General features: G+C 73.2%; 14 protein-coding genes. 7 read left to right on the plus strand and 7 right to left on the minus strand.

From position 1 onward, the window contains the following. Window positions 1-113: 113 nt before the first annotated feature. Window positions 114-770: a GNAT family N-acetyltransferase gene (locus tag QMF80_RS20080; RefSeq protein ID WP_283455243.1), complete on the minus strand. Its 657-nt coding sequence runs from the start codon at window positions 768-770 to the stop codon at window positions 114-116. A 94-nt stretch (window positions 771-864) separates the two neighbouring features. After that, window positions 865-1,995, minus strand: a complete 1,131-nt coding sequence (locus QMF80_RS20085; protein WP_283455245.1) for an NUDIX domain-containing protein — start codon at window positions 1,993-1,995, stop codon at window positions 865-867. Window positions 1,996-2,484: 489 nt separating this feature from the next. Between QMF80_RS20085 and QMF80_RS20090 the strand changes: the two genes are divergently transcribed. The 7 genes from QMF80_RS20090 to QMF80_RS20120 all read left to right on the plus strand — a co-directional run bounded on the left by QMF80_RS20090 (window position 2,485) and on the right by QMF80_RS20120 (window position 15,006). Beyond that, the gene (locus QMF80_RS20090; protein ID WP_283455247.1) at window positions 2,485-3,693 is read left to right on the plus strand and encodes a DUF418 domain-containing protein; all 1,209 of its coding nucleotides are present in this window, start codon (window positions 2,485-2,487) and stop codon (window positions 3,691-3,693) included. 235 nt (window positions 3,694-3,928) lie between these two features. After that, window positions 3,929-4,342 carry a hypothetical protein gene (locus QMF80_RS20095; RefSeq protein ID WP_283455249.1) on the plus strand — a complete coding sequence of 138 codons (414 nt, stop codon included), beginning with the start codon at window positions 3,929-3,931 and terminating at the stop codon, window positions 4,340-4,342. A gap of 85 nt (window positions 4,343-4,427) precedes the next feature. Continuing rightward, entirely contained in the window at window positions 4,428-6,293 is a 1,866-nt protein-coding gene (locus tag QMF80_RS20100; RefSeq protein ID WP_283455251.1) for an RNA ligase family protein, read from the plus strand. Then, window positions 6,293-9,553, plus strand: coding sequence for an RNA repair domain-containing protein (locus QMF80_RS20105; protein WP_283455253.1), 3,261 nt, complete (start codon window positions 6,293-6,295; stop codon window positions 9,551-9,553). The genes QMF80_RS20100 and QMF80_RS20105 overlap by 1 nt, the downstream gene beginning before the upstream one ends. A 308-nt stretch (window positions 9,554-9,861) precedes the next feature. Beyond that, window positions 9,862-12,018: a discoidin domain-containing protein gene (locus QMF80_RS20110; RefSeq protein ID WP_283455255.1), complete on the plus strand. Its 2,157-nt coding sequence runs from the start codon at window positions 9,862-9,864 to the stop codon at window positions 12,016-12,018. A gap of 133 nt (window positions 12,019-12,151) precedes the next feature. Then, window positions 12,152-13,228: a DUF1996 domain-containing protein gene (locus QMF80_RS20115; protein WP_283455257.1), complete on the plus strand. Its 1,077-nt coding sequence runs from the start codon at window positions 12,152-12,154 to the stop codon at window positions 13,226-13,228. A gap of 47 nt (window positions 13,229-13,275) precedes the next feature. Further along, window positions 13,276-15,006, plus strand: a complete 1,731-nt coding sequence (locus QMF80_RS20120) for a discoidin domain-containing protein (protein ID WP_283455259.1) — start codon at window positions 13,276-13,278, stop codon at window positions 15,004-15,006. 147 nt (window positions 15,007-15,153) lie between these two features. On the opposite strand, the gene QMF80_RS20125 is transcribed toward QMF80_RS20120, so the two are convergent. From QMF80_RS20125 to QMF80_RS20145, 5 genes are all read right to left on the minus strand, one after another. Continuing rightward, window positions 15,154-16,071, minus strand: a complete 918-nt coding sequence (locus QMF80_RS20125) for an NADP-dependent oxidoreductase (protein WP_283455333.1) — start codon at window positions 16,069-16,071, stop codon at window positions 15,154-15,156. 134 nt (window positions 16,072-16,205) lie between these two features. Continuing rightward, the gene (locus QMF80_RS20130) at window positions 16,206-17,609 is read right to left on the minus strand and encodes a GH1 family beta-glucosidase (protein WP_283455261.1); all 1,404 of its coding nucleotides are present in this window, start codon (window positions 17,607-17,609) and stop codon (window positions 16,206-16,208) included. Continuing rightward, complete coding sequence (locus tag QMF80_RS20135) at window positions 17,606-18,472, minus strand: carbohydrate ABC transporter permease (RefSeq protein WP_283455263.1); 867 nt, start codon at window positions 18,470-18,472, stop codon at window positions 17,606-17,608. Before QMF80_RS20135 ends, QMF80_RS20130 begins: the two co-directional genes overlap by 4 nt. Then, window positions 18,465-19,433 carry a carbohydrate ABC transporter permease gene (locus QMF80_RS20140; protein WP_283455265.1) on the minus strand — a complete coding sequence of 323 codons (969 nt, stop codon included), beginning with the start codon at window positions 19,431-19,433 and terminating at the stop codon, window positions 18,465-18,467. The genes QMF80_RS20135 and QMF80_RS20140 overlap by 8 nt, the downstream gene beginning before the upstream one ends. A 10-nt stretch (window positions 19,434-19,443) precedes the next feature. Beyond that, the gene (locus QMF80_RS20145; protein ID WP_283455266.1) at window positions 19,444-20,763 is read right to left on the minus strand and encodes an ABC transporter substrate-binding protein; all 1,320 of its coding nucleotides are present in this window, start codon (window positions 20,761-20,763) and stop codon (window positions 19,444-19,446) included. Between the last annotated feature and the right edge of the window lie 7 nt (window positions 20,764-20,770).

Below are 20,770 nucleotides of genomic sequence, written 5' to 3' on the forward strand. Positions count from 1 at the left end.
CGGCGCGCGCGTGCGCCGAGGCCGCCGCGCCGGACACGCGCGCGCACCGCGCACCGCTCGATCCACCGGACCCCCGCACTGGCGGGGCAGGCCCCGGCCGGCCCGAGCCGGGGCTACTGAGCGGGTACCGGGGCCGCGACCAGCAGGGCTTCGGAGCCCACCGGGCGGAAGCCGGCCGCCTGGAAGGCGCGGATGCTGCGGGCGTTTCCGGCGGCCTGCTGGGACCAGAGCGGGGCGCCGTCGGGGACCAGGTGCCGGGCCGCGGTGGCCAGGGCGCGGCCGAGGCCCCGGTGGCGAGCGGGTTCGTCCACCTCGATCGCGGTCTCCCAGCGGCCCGCGATCCCGCGGCCGAGCACGACGACGCCGCCGTCCGCGGCCCAGACGCGTACGTCGTCCCGCCGGGCCCGGGCCCGGACCACCCGGGGATGGTCCCGGTCGGCGAGTGCACGCAGCCGGAAGGGCGGCTCCCCCGCCAGCGGGTCGGCGACGGTCATCAGGTCGATCGTGTCGTGGCGCCGGCCGGTGCGGTCCAGGAAGGCGGACAGGAAGCGCGGGTTCATGGTGGCGGCCAGGCCGTCGCAGTCCAGGGCGGCGAGGGTGGACCGTACCCACGCGGGATCCTCGTCGGTGAAGACCACGGAGTGCGCGGTGAACGCGATCACCCCGGCGTCCCGGTGCCGTTCCTGCGGTACGACGGTGGTGCCGCCGTCCGGCGGCGGAAACGCCCCGCGCGCCGCCGCGTCCAGAATCTCCCCGAGGGTCCGCCCCATGCCCCGTCCCCGTCCCCGTCCCGCCGGGCCACCCCTTGTGCGTGGCCACCGGAAGTGTCGCAGCCCCGGCGGAACCGGTTCACCCGCTCCCCGCTCACCAGGTCACGCCCTCCGCGGGGAGTTCCGTGACCGGGCGGCGCGGGGCCGGAGGGAGGCCGAGGCGGGCGCGGGCCGTGTGGACGGCGGCCAGTTGGTCCTCGGCGGCCGGACCCCAGTCACTGAGGTCCCGGACCTGCTCGGGGGTGGCCAGCACACGGGCGTACCCCGGTTCGGCGCACCCCGGACCGGCCGCGCCCGCCGGGCCGAGCGCGCGCAGCCGGGCCGCGGAGCGGATCCGTACGCCCTCCGCCTCCCGGAGGTGGCCCAGCGGCCGGGACTCGGAGATCAACGGTCCTGGGGCGGGCTCCGGGAGCCGCACGGCTCCCGTGTCACGGGCGATCAGCACCAGCACCCGCCCGTCGGGGGCGAACAGCCAGGCCGCCCGGTCGTGGACCGGCAGCGACTCCGGGGCCGGACCACCGTGCCAGGTGCCGCGCTGCGGGGCGCGCGGGGTGCGCAGGACACCGAGCCGGTCGAGCGCTCCCGGCGCGGTCGGGCGGCCGTCCTCCAGCAACGCCGGTCCGCCCCCGTCGATCCGGGCCCGCAGGGCGCAGAGGGCGCGGCGGGCGTCTCCGGGGTGCATCAGGCAGGGCAGATCGGCCGGTTCGGCGAACTGGACGCCGGTGATCTCCTGGCCGGGCAGCCGGATCGCGGCGATCCGCTCCCCGCTCCAGGTCCCGCCGTCGAAGACGTGCAGGATCTCGCCGGGGAAGCGCATCTCCGGTTCGTAGCCCGGTGCGTCGGCCGGGATCCAGTCCACGGCGAGCCCGCGCGGGTAGTGGCCCCGGATGCCGAGTTCCTCGTACACCTCGCGGGCCGCCGCGGCCGACGGCGCCTCCCCCGCGTCCACCGCGCCGCCGGGCAACAGCCGGTCGGGCCGGTAGTCCACGGTCTGGACGAGGACCCGGCCGTCGGCGTCGGTGATCAGGACGCAGGCCGCGCTCCAGAGCGTGGCCCGCGAGGCGCCGTACTCGGCGGGCGTCATCCACGTGCCGGCCGCCGCCACGGGCCGTTCCTCCGGGGCCGCGGGGCCCGCGGTCCCCGCGAGATCCGCCTGAACCGGCCGGTCCGCCTGGTCCGCGTGGCCCGGCTGGCCCGTGTGGTCCGTGTCGGTCAGCTGCGGCATCGGTACTCCGTTCACCGTGGGTGGGAGGGGACCGGGGCGGCGTGGTCGCGCCGGACCCGGCGCCTGTGCAACAGCGACCGTGGTCCGCGGGTTACGGCGATCCCCGCACGGCCATCCGACCTGGGCTTTTTACCTCCCCTAGGGCTGTTTATTACCTGGTTATGTCCTGCTTGCTAGTTTTGGGGGCACGGGCTGGCGGTGTGAAAGCCGCCGGTCCGTCCAGTTTCACGACGTCCCGGCCGGAGCCCCACCATCCGCCCCGCCGGAGCACCACCCCAGGGGGAGAACCATGCGTCACGCGGGCGACACCGGCTCCGGGGCGGCCGACGGGGACGGGTCGACCAGTGGCGGCGGACCGGTCACCGGAGGCGGACCGGGCGAGGGAGCGGGACCGGGCGCCGGGAACCGCGGGCGGCAGTGCGGCGTGCGAGGCGCAGACCCCGCTCGAAGGGTTCGACGTCGCCGTCGACCGGATCCCCCGAGGACCAGATGCGCGCCGCCAGCAGACTGGCCGGAGTGGACGCCGCCCGCGGTCTCGCCGTGCTCGGCATGTTCGCGGTGCACGCGGGACCGGGCGCCCGCCCCTCCGGTGCGCACTACCTGGTGTTCGCGGCCGACGGACGCGCCCCCGCCGTCTTCACCCTGCTCGCCGGGTTCTCCCTGGCCCTCGCCCAACGGCAGCGCCCCGGCAGCGACGGCGGTGGGACCGGCCCGGCCGGGAGCGCCTCCACCGGGCGGCTGCGGCCGCTCCTGATCCGCTGCGCGGTGTTCGCGGCGCTCGGGCTGTTCCTGGCCGCGCTCCGGCCCGGGATCCTGGTCATCCTGACGTTCTTCGCCCTCTACTTCCTCGCCGCCGAGCCCTTCACCCGGCTCTCGACGAAGGCTCTCACCGCAGTGGCGGGAGCGAGCGTGGCGGCCGGGCCGCTGCTCTCCTACGTCCTGGGCCCGCTGTTCGGCTTCGGGGTCTCCGGACGGGGCTCCGTTCCCGGCCTCACCGATCTGGTACGCGGCTGGGCCGGGCTGGGCGAGGTCCTGCGCGGGCTGCTGCTGACGGGCGCGTACCCCGTGGTCACCTACCTGCCGTACGTGCTCGTCGGCATGGCCCTCGGGCGGCTCTGCGACGTGCGGGTGAGCGCCGTCGCCCGGCGGATGGTGCTGTGGGGCGCGGGGGCCGCGGTCGTGGCGTACGGCTGCGCCTGGCTGGCCACCGAGGTGCTCGGCGGGCGGCAGCGGCTGCTGGCCGCGATCGCCGCGCACCATCCGGACGCGATGACGGCCGCGGATCCCGTGCGGGCGGTGCTCGCCCAGCAGTACGGGGCGATACCCAGCACCTCGTGGGACTGGCTGCTGGTCGCCTCCCCCTACAGCCAGACCCCGTTGGAGACGCTCGGCAACGCGGGCGTCGGCGCCGCGCTCATCGGCGGCTTCGCGCTCCTCGCCCGGGGGGACCTCGCCGCCCGGCTGCTGCGGCCGCTCACCGCGCTCGGCGCGATGGCGCTCAGTGTGTACGTCGTCCACGCGCTGGTGCTGGCCGGTCCGGCCAACGGCGCCGCGTCCTGGACCGCGCTGGGCTCGTTCGCGGCCGTGGCCCTGGCCGCCGCCTGGGGCTGGCAGCGCGTCTGGGCCCGTTCGCCGCTGCGGCGCGGCCCGTTGGAACACCTGCTCCGGCTGGCCAGCGCTCCCCGCGCCCGCGCCTGACCCCGCGCCTGGGAACGGTCGGCCCGGGGGGGCGCACGAGGCGGGGCACGGCAGGCGGAGGGCACGGGCGCGCGATGCGTCGCCAGTGCCACGCGCGCGGGGTCGTCCTCACCCGTACGCGTGACGGTGGGCCGGGGCGGCCTCCCGGATGCGGCAGGGTGGTGGGATGCAGCTGCGCCGGGTACTGCCCCTGTCTCTTGCCGCGCTCCTCCTCGGTGCCGGGTGCACCGGTTGTGTGACCGTCACACCGGCCGCTCCGGCCGTGCCGGGAGCGGACCGGGTGGCGGTCCTTACGCCCTCCCCGCTCCCGGCGCTGCCACTGGGGCGGGTGCCGCGAGGCCCGGAACCGGTGGCGCCGCCCTCCGCGTCCTCCCCGCCGGACGGCGCGGCCCCGCCCGCGCCGCAGCAGCGACGGCCCGAGGGGGAGGACGGGGACGGCGCCGCGGAGTGGCGGGCTCCGCACCGGTCCGGCCAGGCGCACGCCCCCGCTCCCGCCCCGGCGAAGGGCCGCGAGCCGCGCGCCCGGCCGCGACCCAGGGCCCGTACCGGGCCCGGGAGTTCGTACGACATGACCCCGCTGTGCGCGGCGGCGCGCGGCACGGTCTCCCCCGGCATCGCCTCGCTGTGCGCGGACAAGTACGGCCGCTGAAGCGGACGTCCGGACCGATATTGGGTAGATCGGACCGGTGCGGGTTCCTACAGTGGCGTGATCACGTCATCGACCGGAGCGGATCATGCGCACCCACTATCCCCGCACCCCCCATCTGCCCTGGTCCCCGGGCGCCACACCGGACGACATCCGGGCCGGTGACCTGTCGGGTCTGCCGGGGCTGACCGGATGCGAGGTGGTGGTCACCGAGAAGCTCGACGGGGAGAACACCACCCTGTACCGCGACGCTCTGCACGCCCGCTCGCTCGACTCCGCCCACCATCCCTCGCGCGCCTGGGTGAAGGCCCTGCAGGGACGCATCGGCCCCCGCATACCGGCCGGCTGGCGGATTTGCGGGGAGAACCTCTACGCCCGCCACTCCCTGCCCTACGACGCGCTCGACAGCTGGTTCTACGGCTTCTCGGTGTGGGACGGCGACGCGTGCCTCGACTGGGACCGGACCGTACGGTTCCTGACCCGTCTCGGTGTGCCCGTGCCGCGCGTGCTGTGGCGGGGCGTCCTCGATCCGGCCGCCGAGCGCGCGCTGCGCAGGATGAAGCCGGACACCGAGCGCCAGGAGGGTTACGTCGTGCGCTCCGTGGCGGGCTTCGACCGTACGGCCTTCGCCGGGCACGTGGCCAAATGGGTGCGCGGGGGCCACGTACAGACCGGCACGCACTGGATGTTCGCGTCCGTGGTGGAGAACGGCCTCGGCCCGGCCGCCCCGTTGTGGGCGGTGCGCTCGGGCGCGGCTCCCGACGTACCGGCCCTGCGGGCGGCCGTAGGCGTACCCGATCTGGGCGACGCGGAAGCGGATCGGGCGGCCCCGGGCCGGGGCACGGGTCGGGGCACGGGTCGGGGCACGGAGAAGGTCACGGAGGCCGTCGCCGAGGCGGCGGCGCGGCTCGACGGGCTGGGGCGGACGGGGGACGCCCGGCTCTCCGGGGTGCTGGCGACGGCCCTGCACGGCGCGCACCGGGGTGACCTCGCACCGCGGTTGGCGGGGGCGCTCGGGGTGCCGTCGGCGCGCCGGGTGGCCGACCTCGTGGGGCTGTGGGGCCGGTTGCAGCGGCCGTTCCCCGACGCCGAGCGGCGGGAGGGGCTGGCCGCGATGACGGCGGCGGCCGATCTGGGGGTGCTGCACGCGGTGGCGGGGGCGCTCGCGGGGGCCCGCACGGACGCGGAGGCCGCCGGGGCGCGCGAGTGCGTGGAGTGGTCGGAGCTGTGCGCGCAGGAGGCGGGGCTGCTGGACGAGGCGCCGTACGCCGCCCTGCGTTCGGGGGTCCGGGAGGCGCTGGCCGGGGCCGGGCTGGGCGCGGAGGCTGCGGACCGGTGCTGGGCCGAGGCGTGGCAGGGGTGGGTCCGGGGCCGGACCGGCGGGGTCGAGGAGGCGGTGGCGGCGACCTGGCGGTGGCGGGGCGGGGAGTTCCCCCGGCTGATCCAGCTGGTCGGGCCCTCGGGCAGCGGGAAGAGCACCTTCGGGCGCGGCCTGGCCGGGGTGGACGCGTACGTCTCGCTGGACGACCTGCGGTCCGCGCGCGGGGAGCGTTCGGATCAGCGGGCCAATCCCGAGGTACTGCGGGAGGGGCTGGACCGGCTCGACGCGGCGCTCGCGGCGGGGGGCACGGTGGTGTGGGACGCCACGTCCCTGGTGCCCCGGCAGCGCGGGATGGTGGGCGCGGTGGCCCGCCGCCGTGACGCCCTGGTGACGCATGCGGTGGTCCTGGTCGACGGGGCGGAACTGGAGCGGCGCAACGGTTCGCGCGCGCATCCGGTGCCCGCGGACGTACTGGCCTCCCAGCGGCGCCGGTTCAGTCCGCCGTTCCCCGGTCACGCGCACCGGACCTGGTATGTCGGTGCGAGCGGCACGGTCGAGGACGCGGCGGGCACACTCATGGGCGGGGACGGTGACGACCAGGGTGACGGCGGCAGCGACGGCGGGGTGGCGTGATGCGGACCAGTGAAGAGCTGTACCACCAGGTCCGCTGGGACCCCCGGTTCGATCCCGCGCGGTTCGTGCTGGGCCTGCTCCAGCGCGGGGCCGGGCCGAAACGGGTCGCACTGCCGTCCTTCGTACCCGGCGGGGACATTCCCTGGCACCGGGTGCTGTTCATCGAGGCGGACGGCGAGCTGGTGTGGGACCGGGCCACCGGCGTGGACCGGGTCGAGTCCTCGGGGGCGGGGCGGGCGCGCGCCCCCCGGCTGCTGCGCGCGCCGTTCTTCACGGCGCGCACGCCGCACGTCTGGGATCCGGCGCGCGGCTGGGTCCCGGCCGAGGACGGCGTGCGCCCGGCGCCCGCGCCCGCTTCGGGCCGGGTGCGGCTGCTGACGTGGAACACGCTGTGGGACCGCTATGACGGACCGCTCATCGAGACCGCGCGGCGACGCCCGCTGCTGCTGGCCGAGCTGGCGGCGGCCGACGCCGATGTGATCGCCCTCCAGGAGGTCGAACGGCCGCTGCTGGAGCAGCTCATGGCGCAGCCCTGGGTACGGGCCTCCTACACGCTGGGGACGGAGCCGGGCGGGCGGGACGTGGCCGACAGCGGTCTGCTGCTGCTCAGCCGGATTCCGGTCCGGGAGGCGGGCGTGCACTTCCTGGCTCCGCACAAGGCGGTCACGGCCGTCACGGTGGACACGGTGGCGGGGCCCCTCGTGGTCGCCGCCACCCATCTCAGCAGCGACCACTCCGAGAACGGCGCGGGGCGTCGGCGTACCGAACTGGCTTCGCTCGCACGGGGGTTGGCCGGGGTCGACGGTGACGTGGTGCTGCTGGGCGACTTCAACGACGCGCGCGGGGGCGCCGAGGGGCCCGCCGCGGTGCTGGGGCTGCGGGACGCGTGGGCCGACGTGCACGGGGAGGCGGACGCGACGCCGACCTTCGACCCCGCGGTCAACCCGCTGGCCGCGGTCGGATCGCGGACCGGTCTCGGCGCGCGCCTGGACCGGATCCTGCTGCGGGGCGGGGCGCGGGTGGCCGGAGCGGGACTGCTCGGGGACCGACCCGCCACCGCCGACGGCCTGTTCGTCTCCGATCACTTCGGGGTGGCGGCGGAACTGGACCTCCACGCGGGCCCCCCTGCCGACCCGCTCGACCCGCTCGACGTACACGGCGTACTTGACGTACGCGGCGTACTCGACGTACTCGACGTACCGGCGACGGCGCGGACGGCTGTCGCGTGGCTTCCGCCGCGGGAACTGTGGCCCGCTGTGCAGGATTCGCGCCGAGAACTCGATCCGGGGGTGGACCGCTGGCCGCCGCACGTGAACCTGCTGTTCGGGTTCGTACCGGAGTCCTCGTTCGAGCGGGCCGCCGAACTCCTGGCGGTGGCGGCCGCGGAGCTACCCGCCTTCACCGCGCGCCTGGGCGGGGTGCACGGCTTCGGACACCGTGAGGAGGCGGCGGTGTGGCTGGACCCGGCGGCGGACGGCGAGGAACCGTGGCAGGAGCTGCGGGCCGCGCTGACGCGCAGGTTCCCGTCCTGCCGGGGCCGCGCCGGGGGCTCCACCCCGCACCTGACCCTGGGCCGCGCCACGAACCCCGAAGCCGCGACGGCGTCCTGCACGGACCGTCTCGCGCGGACCCCGGGGATCGCGACGCCGATCCGGGTAGGGCAACTGACCGTGCTGTCCCGCCGAGGCGACGAACCGATGCGGCCGCGCTTCACCGTCGACCTGGGCACCGGCCGGGTCCGCTGGCTCCCGGAGACCGGTGCCGCCGGGGCGGCAGCCGGGACCGTACAGGCGGCCCCGGCTGCGGACGGCGGTGCCGGAGGCACGGAAACGGTGGTCGCGGGCCCAGATCCGCGCTCCGAGCACGCGGGGGCGGGAGCCTGTGACGGCCCCGACGCACCCAGCAGCTCCGACGACCTCGGCGGCGCGGTCGCGGCGGTCGTCCGGCGGCTGGTTCTGGCGCTGCCCGAAGGGGTGGTGGAGGTCGTCGGGTCACGGCGGATCGGGGGTGCGCTGGCCGGGGCCGATCTGGACCTGGTCGTGGCGTTGCCGGGGCGGGTGGATCCGACGTGGCTGCGCGCGCGGGTGCTGGGCGCGCTGCCCGAGGCGGAGGGGCTGCGTGAGGTGCGCGGGGCCCGGGTGCCCGGGCTGCGGCTGCGGGTCGGCGCTCTGCGCGTGGACCTGGCGGCCGTGGGTACCGGCTCGGTGGCTCCCGTCGAGGCGCTCGCGCACGGGGCGGGCCTGGACGAGGCCGCGGCGATCGCGCTGAGCGCGGTGAGTGACGCGCGGGCGCTGCGCGCGGCGGTGGACCCGGCGCACCACCCCGCCTTCGCGGAGCTGGCCCGCCGGGTCAAGGCCTGGGCGCGGGCCCGGGGTCTGGACTCCGCCCCGTTCGGCGGTCTCCCGGGCCTGGCCTGGACCCTCCTCGCAGCCCGCACCACCGCCCGTGGCGCCGGCGCCGCCGCGCTCGCCGCCTCGGCCGGTCCCCCCGCGGTGTCGGCCTCGGCCGGTCCCGTCGGTCCCGCCACCTTCGTTCGTCCCGCCGGTCCCGTCGGTCCCGCCACCTTCGTTCGTCCCGCGGGTCCCGTCGGTCCCGCCACCTTCGTTCGTCCCGCCGGTCCCGTCGGTCCCGCCCCCTTCGTCGGCGCCGCCGCCCCGGCCGCTCCCACTCCCGACGCCCTGCTGCGGGAGTTCTTCGGCAGCTGGGCCGCATGGGACTGGCGGCAACCCGTGCGCCTGGGCGGCGACGGTGCGCAGGGCCCGGCCGAGGGGAGCGCGCAGGCTCCCCTCACGGTGCTGACCCCCTCCGCGCCGGTGCGTACCTGCACCGCCCAGGTCGGCCCCGGCTTCCGCGATCTGCTGGTGCGGGAGTTGTACCGGGCCTGGGAGATCACCGGGAGCGGGCCCGGGCCCTGGCCCGCGCTGTACGAAGCGCCGCCGTTGCACCGGCGGCACGCGGCGTGGGCGGTGGTGGACGTACGGGCTTCGGGTTCCCCGGAGTTCGAGGAGACCCTGGGCCGGGTCCGGGGCCGGATGCGGGCCCTGCTGACCGCGCTGGAGGAGGCGGGCGCGGCGGACGCGCACGCCTGGCCGCGCCCCGTCGCGTCCGGACCGTGCTCCACCCGGTACGCGATCGGCCTGGGCGCGGCCCCGCTCGACGCGGCCCGGCTCGCCGCCGTCGCCGCCCCCTGGACGGCGGGGCTGGGGGGCGTCGCGGTGGAGTGGGCAGTGGGCGGCGACGTCCCCACACCGGACAAGTAGCGAAGGCACTGTCCCCCAGGAAGGGGACAGTGCCGCCATTTCCCGAACACAGGGTGCACAGCGGACCTCCCGGGTGTCCTCGGGGCACGGTCGGACGGAGCGGTTGGAAGCCTCAGCCAATCGCCCGTGACTTTTTTCGTCAATACTTTTCACAAGGATTGAAGAAACCCCAAGTTCACAGGCCTGCCACTGATTTGACGCATGGACGGATCTTCAGTTCATGAACGCTGAACCTCTTGACGGCCCCCCTCGGGGGCAGTTCACTCACGCTTCGATCCCCCCGGATCCCCGACGTCAGGAGTACCCCCATGCGATTGCTCTCCGACCGGCCACCGCGGCTCACCGCGTCGGCGCTCGCCACCGCGCTGGTCGCGGCCCTGCTGATGCTGCTTCCCGGGACCGCCGCCCAGGCGGCCCCGACGCTGCTCTCCCAGGGCAAGCCCGCGACCGCCTCCAGCATCGAGGGCGCGGGCACCCCGGCGGGCGCCGCCGTGGACGGTGACAACAACACCCGTTGGTCGAGCCAGTTCGCCGATCCGCAGTGGATACAAGTGGACCTCGGCACCCCCGCCCAGGTCAGCCAGGTCGTGCTGCGCTGGGAGACGGCGTACGCGAAGGCGTACCGGGTCGAGCTGTCCACCGACGGCGCCAGCTGGAACACCGCGTACTCCACCGCCGCGAGCACCGGTGGGGTCCAGACCCACGACATCACCGGGACGGCCCGTTACGTCCGGGTGTACGGAACCCAGCGCGCCACCGGATACGGCTACTCCCTCTTCGAGTTCCAGGTCTACGGCACCACCGGCGGCGGTCCGACCCTGCCCGGCGGCGGCGACCTCGGCCCCAACGTGATCGTCTTCGATCCGTCGACACCGAACATCCAGACCAAGCTGGACGACGTCTTCAGGCAGCAGGAGTCGGCCCAGTTCGGCTCCGGCCGCTACCAGTTCCTTTTCAAGCCGGGTACCTACAACGGCCTCAACGCCCAGATCGGCTTCTACACCTCGATCTCGGGCCTCGGCCTGAACCCGGACGACACCACCATCAACGGTGACGTGACCGTGGACGCGGGCTGGTTCGGCGGCAACGCCACCCAGAACTTCTGGCGGTCGGCGGAGAACCTGGCGCTCAACCCGGTCAACGGCACCGACCGCTGGGCCGTCTCCCAGGCCGCGCCGTTCCGCCGGATGCACGTCAAGGGCGGACTCAACCTCGCCCCCGACGGCTACGGTTGGGCGTCCGGCGGGTACATCGCCGACTCGAAGATCGACGGTCAGGTCGGCAACTACTCGCAACAGCAGTGGTACACCCGGGACAGCTCGATCGGCGGTTGGTCCAACTCGGTCTGGAACCAGGTGTTCTCGGGCGTGCAGGGCGCGCCCGCCCAGGGCTTCCCCGACCCGCGCTACACCACCCTGGACACCACGCCCGTCTCCCGCGAGAAGCCCTTCCTCTACCTGGACGGGTCGGAGTACAAGGTGTTCGTGCCCGCCAAGCGCGTGAACGCGCGCGGCACCTCATGGGGCAACGGCACGCCGCAGGGGACCTCGATCCCGCTCAGCCAGTTCTACGTGGTCAAGCCGGGCGCGAGCGCGGCGACGATCAACCAGGCGCTGGCCCAGGGTCTGCACCTGCTCTTCACCCCCGGCGTCTACCACGTGAACCAGACGATCCAGGTCAACCGCCCCGACACGGTGGTGCTGGGCCTCGGCCTCGCCACGATCGTGCCGGACAACGGCGTGACCGCGATGAAGGTCGCCGACGTGGACGGGGTCAAGCTCGCGGGCTTCCTCATCGACGCGGGCACCGTCAACTCGCCCAGTCTGCTGGAGGTCGGCCCGGCCGGTACCACCACGGACCACGCGGCGAACCCGACCACCGTCCAGGACGTTTTCATCCGGGTCGGCGGCGCGGGCGCGGGCAAGGCCACGGCGGGCATGGTCATCAACAACCGCAGCACGATCGTCGACCACACCTGGATCTGGCGCGCCGACCACGGCGACGGGGTGGGCTGGGAGACCAACCGCTCCGACTACGGCTTCCGGGTCAACGGCGCCGATGTCCTCGCCACCGGTCTGTTCGTCGAGCACTTCAACAAGTACGACGTGGAGTGGAACGGCGACCGCGGCCGCACGATCTTCTTCCAGAACGAGAAGGCGTACGACGCCCCCAACCAGGCCGCCGTGCAGAACGGCTCGGTCAAGGGCTTCGCGGCCTACAAGGTCGCGGACTCGGTGACCACCCACGAGGGCTGGGGCCTGGGCAGCTACTGCTACTACAACGTCGACCCGACGATCCGTCAGGACCACGGTTTCGAGGTCCCGGTGACGCCGGGCGTGAAGTTCCACGACCTGCTCGTGGTCTCCCTCGGCGGCCAGGGCCAGTACGAGCACGTCATCAACAACACGGGCGCCCCGACGTCGGGTACGTCGACCACCCCGTCCACCGTCGTCTCGTTCCCCTGATCCACCCCTGACCCCCGCAGGACGCGGGGCGGCCCGGCGGCCGCCCCGCGTTTTCCGGGCCGACTGAGAGAGCGCTCTCCCAGCCCTCTCCCCCCCACCGGTGTTCCCCCACCTCCCTAAAGGAGCTGACACGATGAAAATCCGCTCGCGGACCCTGTCCGCCTTACTGGTCTCGGCGGCCTTCGCCGTGACCGCGGCCGCCGGTCTCGGCGCGACCACGCTCACCGCCCAGGCCTCGCCCGACTCCGGCGCCGCCGTCCACATGGCCATGGACCACTCCAACGTGGCCCCGCTCGCCGGGGGCGACGACCCGGACGGTGACGGTTACATCCCCGCCCTCCCGCCCGTCACCGGGGTCCCCCCGTCCTGGAACAACCCGCCGGACCGCTACTTCCACGAGTTCCAGGCGAACTGCGCGGTCAGCAAGACCGCCCCGGACGACCCGATCGTCTTCGCGGGCCGTCCCGGCGCCTCGCACAACCACACCTTCATGGGCAACACCACCACGGACGCCTTCAGCACCACCGCCTCCCTCAGCGGCGGCGGCACCGCCTGCAACGCGCCCGGCGATCTGTCGGGCTACTGGATGCCGACGCTGTACAACGGCACCCAGCCGGTGCTGCCGACCGGGCCGCAGGTGATCTACTACAAGACGGGCGTCACCGACTACACGAGCGTGCGCCCCTTCCCCAAGGGCCTGCGCTTCGTCGTCGGCAGCCCGACCCAGACCGCGGCCGAGTTCCGTGCCCACAAGGGCTGGGTCGAGGGCTGGGAGTGCGGCGAGAGCTTCAAGAACGTCGACTTCCCGGCGAACTGCCCGGCCGGAAGCCAGCTCAACATCCGTATGCAGTCCCCAAGTTGCTGGGACGGAAAGAACCTCGACACCCCGGACCACAAGGCCCACATGGCCTACCCGGTCGTGAAGCCCGGCAACAACGACAACGTCTGCCCCGCCGACCACCCGGTCGCACTGCCGATGATCGAGTTCAAGATGGCCTTCCCGGTCAGCGGTGACATGTCCCAGGTCAAGCTCGCCAGCGGGTCGGGCCACAGCTTCCACTACGACTTCTTCAACGCGTGGGACGACCGGACCCTCAACGCCCTCGTCGAGCACTGCATCAAGGGCGGCCTCCAGTGCAACGCCCGCGGCTACGACGAGACCCACCCCGCGGCCGGAGCCGTACTCGGCCCCGACTACCGCCTCCCCTAGTCCGCGTCGCGGGCGCACTCCCCCCACCCCTCCAAGGAGGTCCCTGCATGCTCACCCGCATGCGCACCCTCACCGCGGCAGCCGTGCTCGCGGGCGCCGTCACCGTCCTGCCCGCCCTTCCCGCGCACGCCGCGGGCAGTGTGGTCAAGGTGACCGGCTCCCAGGGCAACTGGCAGCTCCAGGTGGACGGTTCGCCGTACCAGGTCAAGGGCGTCACCTGGGGTCCGTCCCCGGCCGACGCCGCACGACTGCTGCCCGACGTGAAATCGATGGGCGCCAACACCATCCGCACCTGGGGCACCGATGCGAGCAGCCGACCGCTGTTCGACGCGGCGGCCGCCAACGGGATCAAGGTCGTGGCCGGCTTCTGGCTCCAGCCCGGCGGCGGCCCGGGCAGCGGCGGCTGCACCAACTACGTCACGGACACGACGTACAAGAACAACATGACGGCCGAGTTCACCAAGTGGGTGCAGACCTACCGGGACCACCCGGGCGTGCTGATGTGGAACGTCGGCAACGAATCGGTGCTCGGTCTGCAGAACTGCTACTCGGGCACGGAGCTGGAGAACCAGCGCAACGCCTACACGACCTTCGTGAACGACGTGGCGAAGGCCATCCACCGCATCGACGCCAGCCACCCCGTCACCTCCACCGACGCGTGGGTCGGCGCCTGGACGTACTACAAGCGCAACTCCCCCGACCTCGACCTGTACGCCGTCAACTCCTACAAGGAGGTCTGCGGGATCAAGCAGGCCTGGGAGCAAGGTGGTTACAACAAGCCGTACATCGTGACGGAGACCGGCCCGGCCGGAGAGTGGGAGGTGCCGAACGACGCGAACGGCGTACCGAAGCAGGTCGGCGACCAGGCCATGGCCGACGGCTACACCAACGCGTGGAACTGCGTCACGGGCCACCGGGGGGTGGCGCTGGGCGCGACGGTCTTCCACTACGGCACCGAGTACGACTTCGGGGGCCACTGGTTCAACCTGACCCCCGCCGGGGAGCGCCGGAAGGCGTACTACGCGGTCAAGCGGATGTACGGCGGGAACACGGCCGGGGACAACCTGCCGCCGACCGTGTCCGTGCCCGCGGTGGCCGATCCCTCGGCCGTTCCCGCCGGTAAGGAGATCACCCTCTCCGCCCCGGCGACCGACCCGGAGAACGACGCCCTGTCGTACGAGGTGCTGTGGGGCAGCAAGTACGTGGACGGGGGCGGCGGGCTGGTCTCGGCGGCCTCGGGCGCCCTCGGCAACGGGACCATCAAGGTCACGGCTCCGGCCAAGACCGGGGTGTGGATCCTGTACGTCAAGGTCAAGGACGGCCGGGGCAACGTGGGCGTGGAGCAGCGCTCGGTGCGGGTCGTCCCGCCGCCGGTGGCGGGCACGAACGTGGCCCTCAACCGGCCGACCACCGCCTCCACCTTCCAGAACGACAACTGGGGCGGCTGCCCGTGCGGTGCGGCCCTGGCCACGGACGGGCGCAACGACACGCGATGGGCGAGCAGTTGGGCCGATCCGCAGTGGCTCCAGGTGGACCTGGGCGCGGTGATGCAGCTCAAGCACGCGCAGCTGGTGTGGGAGTCGGCGTACGGCAAGGCGTACACCATCCAGGTCTCCGACGACGGCCAGAACTGGCGTACGGCTTACACCGCGTCGAACGGGGACGGCGGTATCGACGACTTCGACATCGCGGCCTCGGGGCGGTACGTGCGCCTGGACATGACCCAGCGCGGCACCGGCTACGGCTACTCGCTGTTCCACTTCGGCGTGTACGCCTGATCCTCCGCGCACCACCCGGCGCCGGACCCTCCGGCACCGCCCCGTGAACACCGCGCGCCGCCCCTTCTCCCCGCCAGGGCGGCGCGCGGTCGTGTCCGGCTACGGGACGGTGGGAGGAACAGCCCGGGGGGAACGGCCCGGGCGGGCTCAGACCTCGATGACGATCTTGCCCGCGGTGTGCCCGTCCTGGCTCAGCTCGAAGGCGGCGGCCAGCTCGGACAGCGGGAAGGTCCGGGCCACGGTGACGTCCAGCTGTCCGGCGTCGGCGAGCCGTCCCAGCTCGGCGAGGGCCGCGCCGTCGGGCCGGACCCACATCCACTGGCCGTCGGCGCCCAGGACGGCCGGGTCGGCGATCGAGGCGTGCCGTCCGCCGTCCGCCAGAACGGCTTGGGTGGCTTCCAGGACCCCGCCGACGAAGTCGGCGACCACGGTGACCCCCTCGGGGGCCAGGGCGCGGACCCGGTCCGCGAGGCCGTCGCCGTACTCGACGGGCTCGGCGCCCAGCTCCCGCAGCCGGTCGTGGTTGCGGGGGGAGGCGGTGCCGATGACGCGGGCGCCCAGGGCGCGGGCGATCTGCACGCCGAAGGAGCCGACCCCGCCCGCCGCGCCGTGGACCAGGACGGTGTCGTCCTTTCCGGTGCCGAGACGGGTGAGCAGCTGGTAGGCCGTGAGCCCGGCCAGGGGGAGTCCGGCGGCCTCGGCCCAGCCGAGGGAGTGCGGTTTGGCCGCGAGGGCCCGTACGGGCACGGTGACGAACTCGGCGAAGGTGCCGCCGTGCACGTAGTCCTTGCGGGCGTAGGCGATGACCTCGTCCCCGGCGGTGAACTCGGGGGTGTCGATGCCGACGACCTCCACGGTGCCGGAGACGTCCCAGCCGGGGACCACCGGGTACACGACGTCCATCAGGCCGTCGAGACCGCCCGCCATGATCTTCCAGTCGACCGGGTTGACCGAAGCGCACTTGACGCGGACCAGGACCTCACCGGGGCCGACCTTGGGCACGGGCAGCCGGGTCTCGGTGAGCACCTCCGTCCCGCCGTACGTCTCGTACGTCATGGCCCGCATGGTGCCCTCGCTGTCCTCGGACATGCGTCTCGCCTCTCCGTGAGCTGCTGGAACCGCCCCCTCGGCCCATCCCATCACGAAACGCCGTGCCCGTCCCCCGGTGGGGGGCGGGCACGGCGTGGCGGGAGCGGTCGTCAGGCGCCCCGGTGGGCGGCCCGGTGGGCCTCGATGACGGAGGTGTAGTGGCGGCCGCTGGCCTTGACGGTGCGCAGCTGGGTGTCGAAGTCGACGTGGACGAGGCCGAAGCGCTTGTCGTAACCGTAGGCCCATTCGAAGTTGTCGAGCAGGGACCAGGCGTAGTACCCGGCGAGGGGCGCGCCGCGGCGGGCGGCGCGGGCGCAGGCGGCGAGGTGGGAGTCGAGGTAGGCGGTTCGCTCGGGGTCGCTGACGGTGCCGTCGGCGGCGACGGTGTCGGGGTAGGCGGAGCCGTTCTCGGTGATGTAGAGGCGGCGGGCGCGGTAGTCCTCGGTGAGGCGCATCAGCAGGGTCTCGATGCCGTTGGCGTCGATCTCCCAGTCCATGCCGGTGCGCGGGACGGCGGGCCGGTCGATCTGGCGGGCGTAGGGTGCCGGGCCGCCGGGGTCGTCGGTGACGTACTGCGGGAAGTAGTAGTTCAGGCCGAGCCAGTCGAGGGGGGCCGCGATGGTGGCCAGGTCGCCGGGGCGTTCGGGCAGCTCTACGCCGTACACCTCGCGCATGTCGGCGGGGAAGCCGCGGCCGTGGACCGGGTCGAGCCACCAGCGGTTGACGTGGCCGTCCATCCGCCGGGCCGCGGCGCGGTCGGCCTCGCTGTCGCTCGCGGGTTCGACGGTGGAGAGGTTGTTGACGATGCCGATCCGGGCGGCGGGCACGGCGGCGCGGACGGCCTGGGCGGCCAGTCCGTGTCCGAGGAGCAGGTGGTAGGAGGCCCGGACGGCGGCGGTGAGGTCGGTCAGGCCGGGGGCCATCCGGCCTTCGAGGTGGCCGATCCAGGCGGAGCAGAGCGGCTCGTTGAGGGTGGCCCACTGGGTGACCCGGTCGCCGAGCCGTTCGGCCACCTGGGCGGCGTACGCGGCGAAGTGCTCGGCGGTGGCGCGCTCGGTCCAGCCGCCGCGGTCCTGGAGGGCCTGCGGCAGGTCCCAGTGGTAGAGGGTGACGGAGGGCTCGATGCCCGCGGCGAGCAGACCGTCGGTCAACTGGTCGTAGAAGTCGAGGCCCTTGGGGTTGGGCGGCCCGTCACCGCCCGGTACCACGCGGGGCCAGGCGACGGACAACCGGTAGGCGTTGGTGCCGAGTCCGCGCATCAGGCCGATGTCGTCGCGCCAGCGGTGGTAGTGGTCGCAGGCGGTGTCGCCGTGGTCGTCCCCGGCGGTGTTGCCGGGGGTGTGGGAGAAGGTGTCCCAGATGGACGGCGTACGGCCGTCCTCGTCGGCGGCGCCCTCGATCTGGTAGGCGGAGGTCGCGGTGCCCCAGGCGAAGTCGCTGGGCAGCGCGGCGAGGTCGATGGGCTGGGGCTCGGTCACGACGGTCCTTCCGGGGCGGGCGGTTTCGGTGGTCACTTGACGGCTCCCGCGGTGAGGCCTGCCACCAAGTAGCGCTGGAGCAGCAGGAACCCGGCGACGACGGGGACGCTGACGACGAGCGAGGCGGCCATGATCTGGTTCCAGTACACGTCGTTCTGGGTGGAGTAGCCCTGCAGGCCGACGGCGAGGGTGCGGGTCTGCTGGTTGGTCATGACGGAGGCGAAGAGCACCTCGCCCCAGGCGGTCATGAAGGAGTACACGGCGACCGCGACGATGCCGGGTACGGCGGCCGGGACGACGACGCGGAACAGTGCTCCGAGGGGTCCGCAGCCGTCGACGGTGGCGGCCTCGTCGAGGTCGCGCGGCACCGAGTCGAAGTACCCGATGAGCATCCAGATGGAGAAGGGGAGCGAGAAGGTCAGGTAGGCGAGGATCAGCCCGGCGCGGGAGCCGTAGAGGGCGATGCCGGTGGCGTTGCCGACGTTGACGAAGATGAGGAAGAGCGGCAGCAGGAAGAGGATGCCCGGGAACATCTGGGTGGAGAGCACGGTGATGGTGAACAGGCGCTTGCCGCGGAAGCGGTAGCGGCTGACGGCGTAGGCCGCGAAGACGGCGATGACCACGGAGGCGGCGGTCGCCGAGCCCGCCACGATCAGGGAGTTCACGAAGTACTTCGCGAGCGGGACCGTGTGCCAGATGTCGATGTACGGGCGCACGGTGAGGCCGCTGGGGATCCAGTGGAAGGCTCCGGCGACGTCCTTGAGCGGCTTGAGCGAGGTGGTGATCATCACGTAGACGGGCAGTACGACGAAGCCCGTGAGGACGGTGAGGAAGACCGCCCGGACCGCCTGGAAGGAGGGCGCCGGGGCGAGCGGGGACCTGCGACGGGCATTAGACATCGGCCTTGCTCCTTCCTCGGCTGGTGACGAGCAGGTAGACGGCGGTGACCAGCAGCAGGAAGAGCAGCAGCAGCACGGACATCGCCGAGCCGGTGCCGAAGTTCCAGGTGACGAAGCTGGACTGGTAGATGTGGATGGAGATCAGGTCGGCGGCCTCGGGGGCCGATTTGCCGAAGAGGACGAACGGCGTGTTGAAGTCGTTGAACGTCCACAGGAACAGCACCAGCACCAGCACCTGGTTGACGGGCCCGATGGAGGGCAGCGTGATCCGGCGGACCTGCTGCCAGGTGCCCGCGCCGTCGAGGGCGGCGGCCTCGTAGAGCTCCTTGGGGATGTTCTGCAGGGCGGCCATCACGATGAGGAAGGCGAAGGGCCAGCCCTTCCACACGGAGACGATGAGCAGCGCCCAGAAGCTGTTGTCGCCGAGCAGCCAGAAGGTGTGCGCGCCGCCCAACCCGAGCTGGTCGTGAAGGACGTGGTTCACCATGCCGTTGTCCCGCTGGAACATGAACGCCCAGGTGATGACGGCGGCGTAGACGGGGAGCGCGTACGGGACGAGGAACAGTGCGCGCAGGACGCCACGGCCGTGGAAGGTGTCCTGCATGAAGACGGCGGCGGCGGCGCCGATGAGCCAGCACAGGCCCACCGACAGCAGGGTGAACTCGCAGGTGGTGAGGAAGGAGCGGAGCAGGGCCTCGCCGACGGGCGCGTTGACGTCGACGGCGAGGGAGTAGTTGTCGAAGCCCGTCCAGGGGGCACGGGACCAGTCGCGGATGAAGAACTGGGTGAGCTGGCGGAAGCTCATCAGGATGCCCATCACCATGGGGACGAGGTGGATGAGCAGTTCCATCAACAGGGCGGGCAGGAGCAGCAGGTAGGGCAGGGCGGTACGGCGCAGCCGTCCGGTGCGGCGCACTCGGGCGGCGGTACGGCGTACCCGCCCCGCGGTGGCGGAGGTCATGGGGAGGGGCTCACTTCGCCATCTGCTGCTGGGCCTTGGACAGCTTGGCCTTGACGGATTCGGTGGTCACGGGGCGTCCGGCGGCGGCGTCGGCGAAGAGCTCCTTGACGGCGGTGCCGACGGCCGTCTCGAACTGGGACTCCTCGGGGACCTGCGGGAGCGCGGCCGCGCTGGTGCCCAGGGTGTCGCGCAGGACGGTGAGGTCCTCGGTGGCGAAGGCGGAGTCCTGCTGGGCGGCCTTGACCGGGGGGACGGAGCCGTAGGTCTTGTTGAGCAGCTTCTGCTCGTCGTCGCTGGTCATGAACTTCACGAACTTCAGCGCGCCGTCGATGTTGTCGGTGTTCTTGAAGACGGCCATGTTGATGCCCGCGACCATGGAGTTGGTGTTCTTGCCCGGGCCGGGGACACCGCCCGCGGGGACCGGGACGGGAGCCACGCCCCAGTCGCCCTCCTTCATCCCGTGGGCCTTGAAGCTGCTGGCCGCGTTCTGCCAGAGCACCATGGCGGTCTTGCCGTTGGCGAAGTCCTGGAGGGACTGGTTCTTGTCGTACTCGGCGTTGCCGGGCGCGATGATCTTGTCCTTGGCCATCAGGTCGACGTACTGCTTGACGGCGTCGACGTTGGCCGGGGTGTCGAAGGTGGGCTTGCCCGCCGCGTCGAAGAACGCCGCGCCGTGCTGCCGGGACAGCACGAAGGCCTGGTGGATGTTGTTGGAGAGGTTCGACCCCTCGGCGCCCAGCGCCCACTTGCCGTCCTTGGACAGCTTCTGACCGACGGTGACCATCTCGTCCCAGGTGGCCGGCGGCTTCTCGATGCCCGCTTCCTGGAACATCTTCTTGTTGTAGTAGAGCGCGTACGACATGGAGTACAGCGGGACGGCGGCCGGGTCCTGGCCCGTAGCGCCCGCCGAGCCGATGGCCGATTCGACGAAGCGGCTCCGGCCGCCGATCGCGTCGAAGTTCTTGGCGCTCCAGGGCAGCAGCGCGCCGGTGGCCTGGAGGGAGGAGGACCAGGTGTTACCGATGTTGAGCACGTCCGGACCCTGCCCCGAGGCGGTGGCCGCCAGGATACGGTTGAGCAGGTCGGCCCAGGGGACGACCTCCAGCTTGACCTTGATGCCGGTCTGCTCCTCGAACTTCTTCAGCTCCGGGCCGAGGGTCGCCTGGTCCGCCGCGATGTCGGGGCCCTGGTTGGAGGCCCAGTAGGTGAGTTCCTTGGGGGCGGTGTTGGAACCGCCCTCGGCGCCGGTGGAACCTCCGCCGCAGGCGGTGGCGGCGGCGAGCAGGGAGGCGGTGACCACGGCGGCGGCCGCGGCTCGGGTTCTGCGCATGGCGGAT

The sequence above is a fragment of the Streptomyces sp. G-G2 genome, assembly GCF_030063135.1.
GTDB lineage: Bacteria > Actinomycetota > Actinomycetes > Streptomycetales > Streptomycetaceae > Streptomyces.

Coding starts and splice junctions, on each gene's coding strand:
- QMF80_RS20125 (WP_283455333.1), bottom strand. CDS start 16,071: ATGCGGGCCATGACGTACGAGACGTACGGCGGGACGGAGGTGCTCACC.
- QMF80_RS20085 (WP_283455245.1), bottom strand. CDS start 1,995: ATGCCGCAGCTGACCGACACGGACCACACGGGCCAGCCGGGCCACGCG.
- QMF80_RS20135 (WP_283455263.1), bottom strand. CDS start 18,472: ATGTCTAATGCCCGTCGCAGGTCCCCGCTCGCCCCGGCGCCCTCCTTC.
- QMF80_RS20080 (WP_283455243.1), bottom strand. CDS start 770: ATGGGGCGGACCCTCGGGGAGATTCTGGACGCGGCGGCGCGCGGGGCG.
- QMF80_RS20110 (WP_283455255.1), top strand. CDS start 9,862: ATGCGATTGCTCTCCGACCGGCCACCGCGGCTCACCGCGTCGGCGCTC.
- QMF80_RS20105 (WP_283455253.1), top strand. CDS start 6,293: ATGCGGACCAGTGAAGAGCTGTACCACCAGGTCCGCTGGGACCCCCGG.
- QMF80_RS20145 (WP_283455266.1), bottom strand. CDS start 20,763: ATGCGCAGAACCCGAGCCGCGGCCGCCGCCGTGGTCACCGCCTCCCTG.
- QMF80_RS20090 (WP_283455247.1), top strand. CDS start 2,485: ATGCGCGCCGCCAGCAGACTGGCCGGAGTGGACGCCGCCCGCGGTCTC.
- QMF80_RS20100 (WP_283455251.1), top strand. CDS start 4,428: ATGCGCACCCACTATCCCCGCACCCCCCATCTGCCCTGGTCCCCGGGC.
- QMF80_RS20140 (WP_283455265.1), bottom strand. CDS start 19,433: ATGACCTCCGCCACCGCGGGGCGGGTACGCCGTACCGCCGCCCGAGTG.
- QMF80_RS20115 (WP_283455257.1), top strand. CDS start 12,152: ATGAAAATCCGCTCGCGGACCCTGTCCGCCTTACTGGTCTCGGCGGCC.
- QMF80_RS20120 (WP_283455259.1), top strand. CDS start 13,276: ATGCTCACCCGCATGCGCACCCTCACCGCGGCAGCCGTGCTCGCGGGC.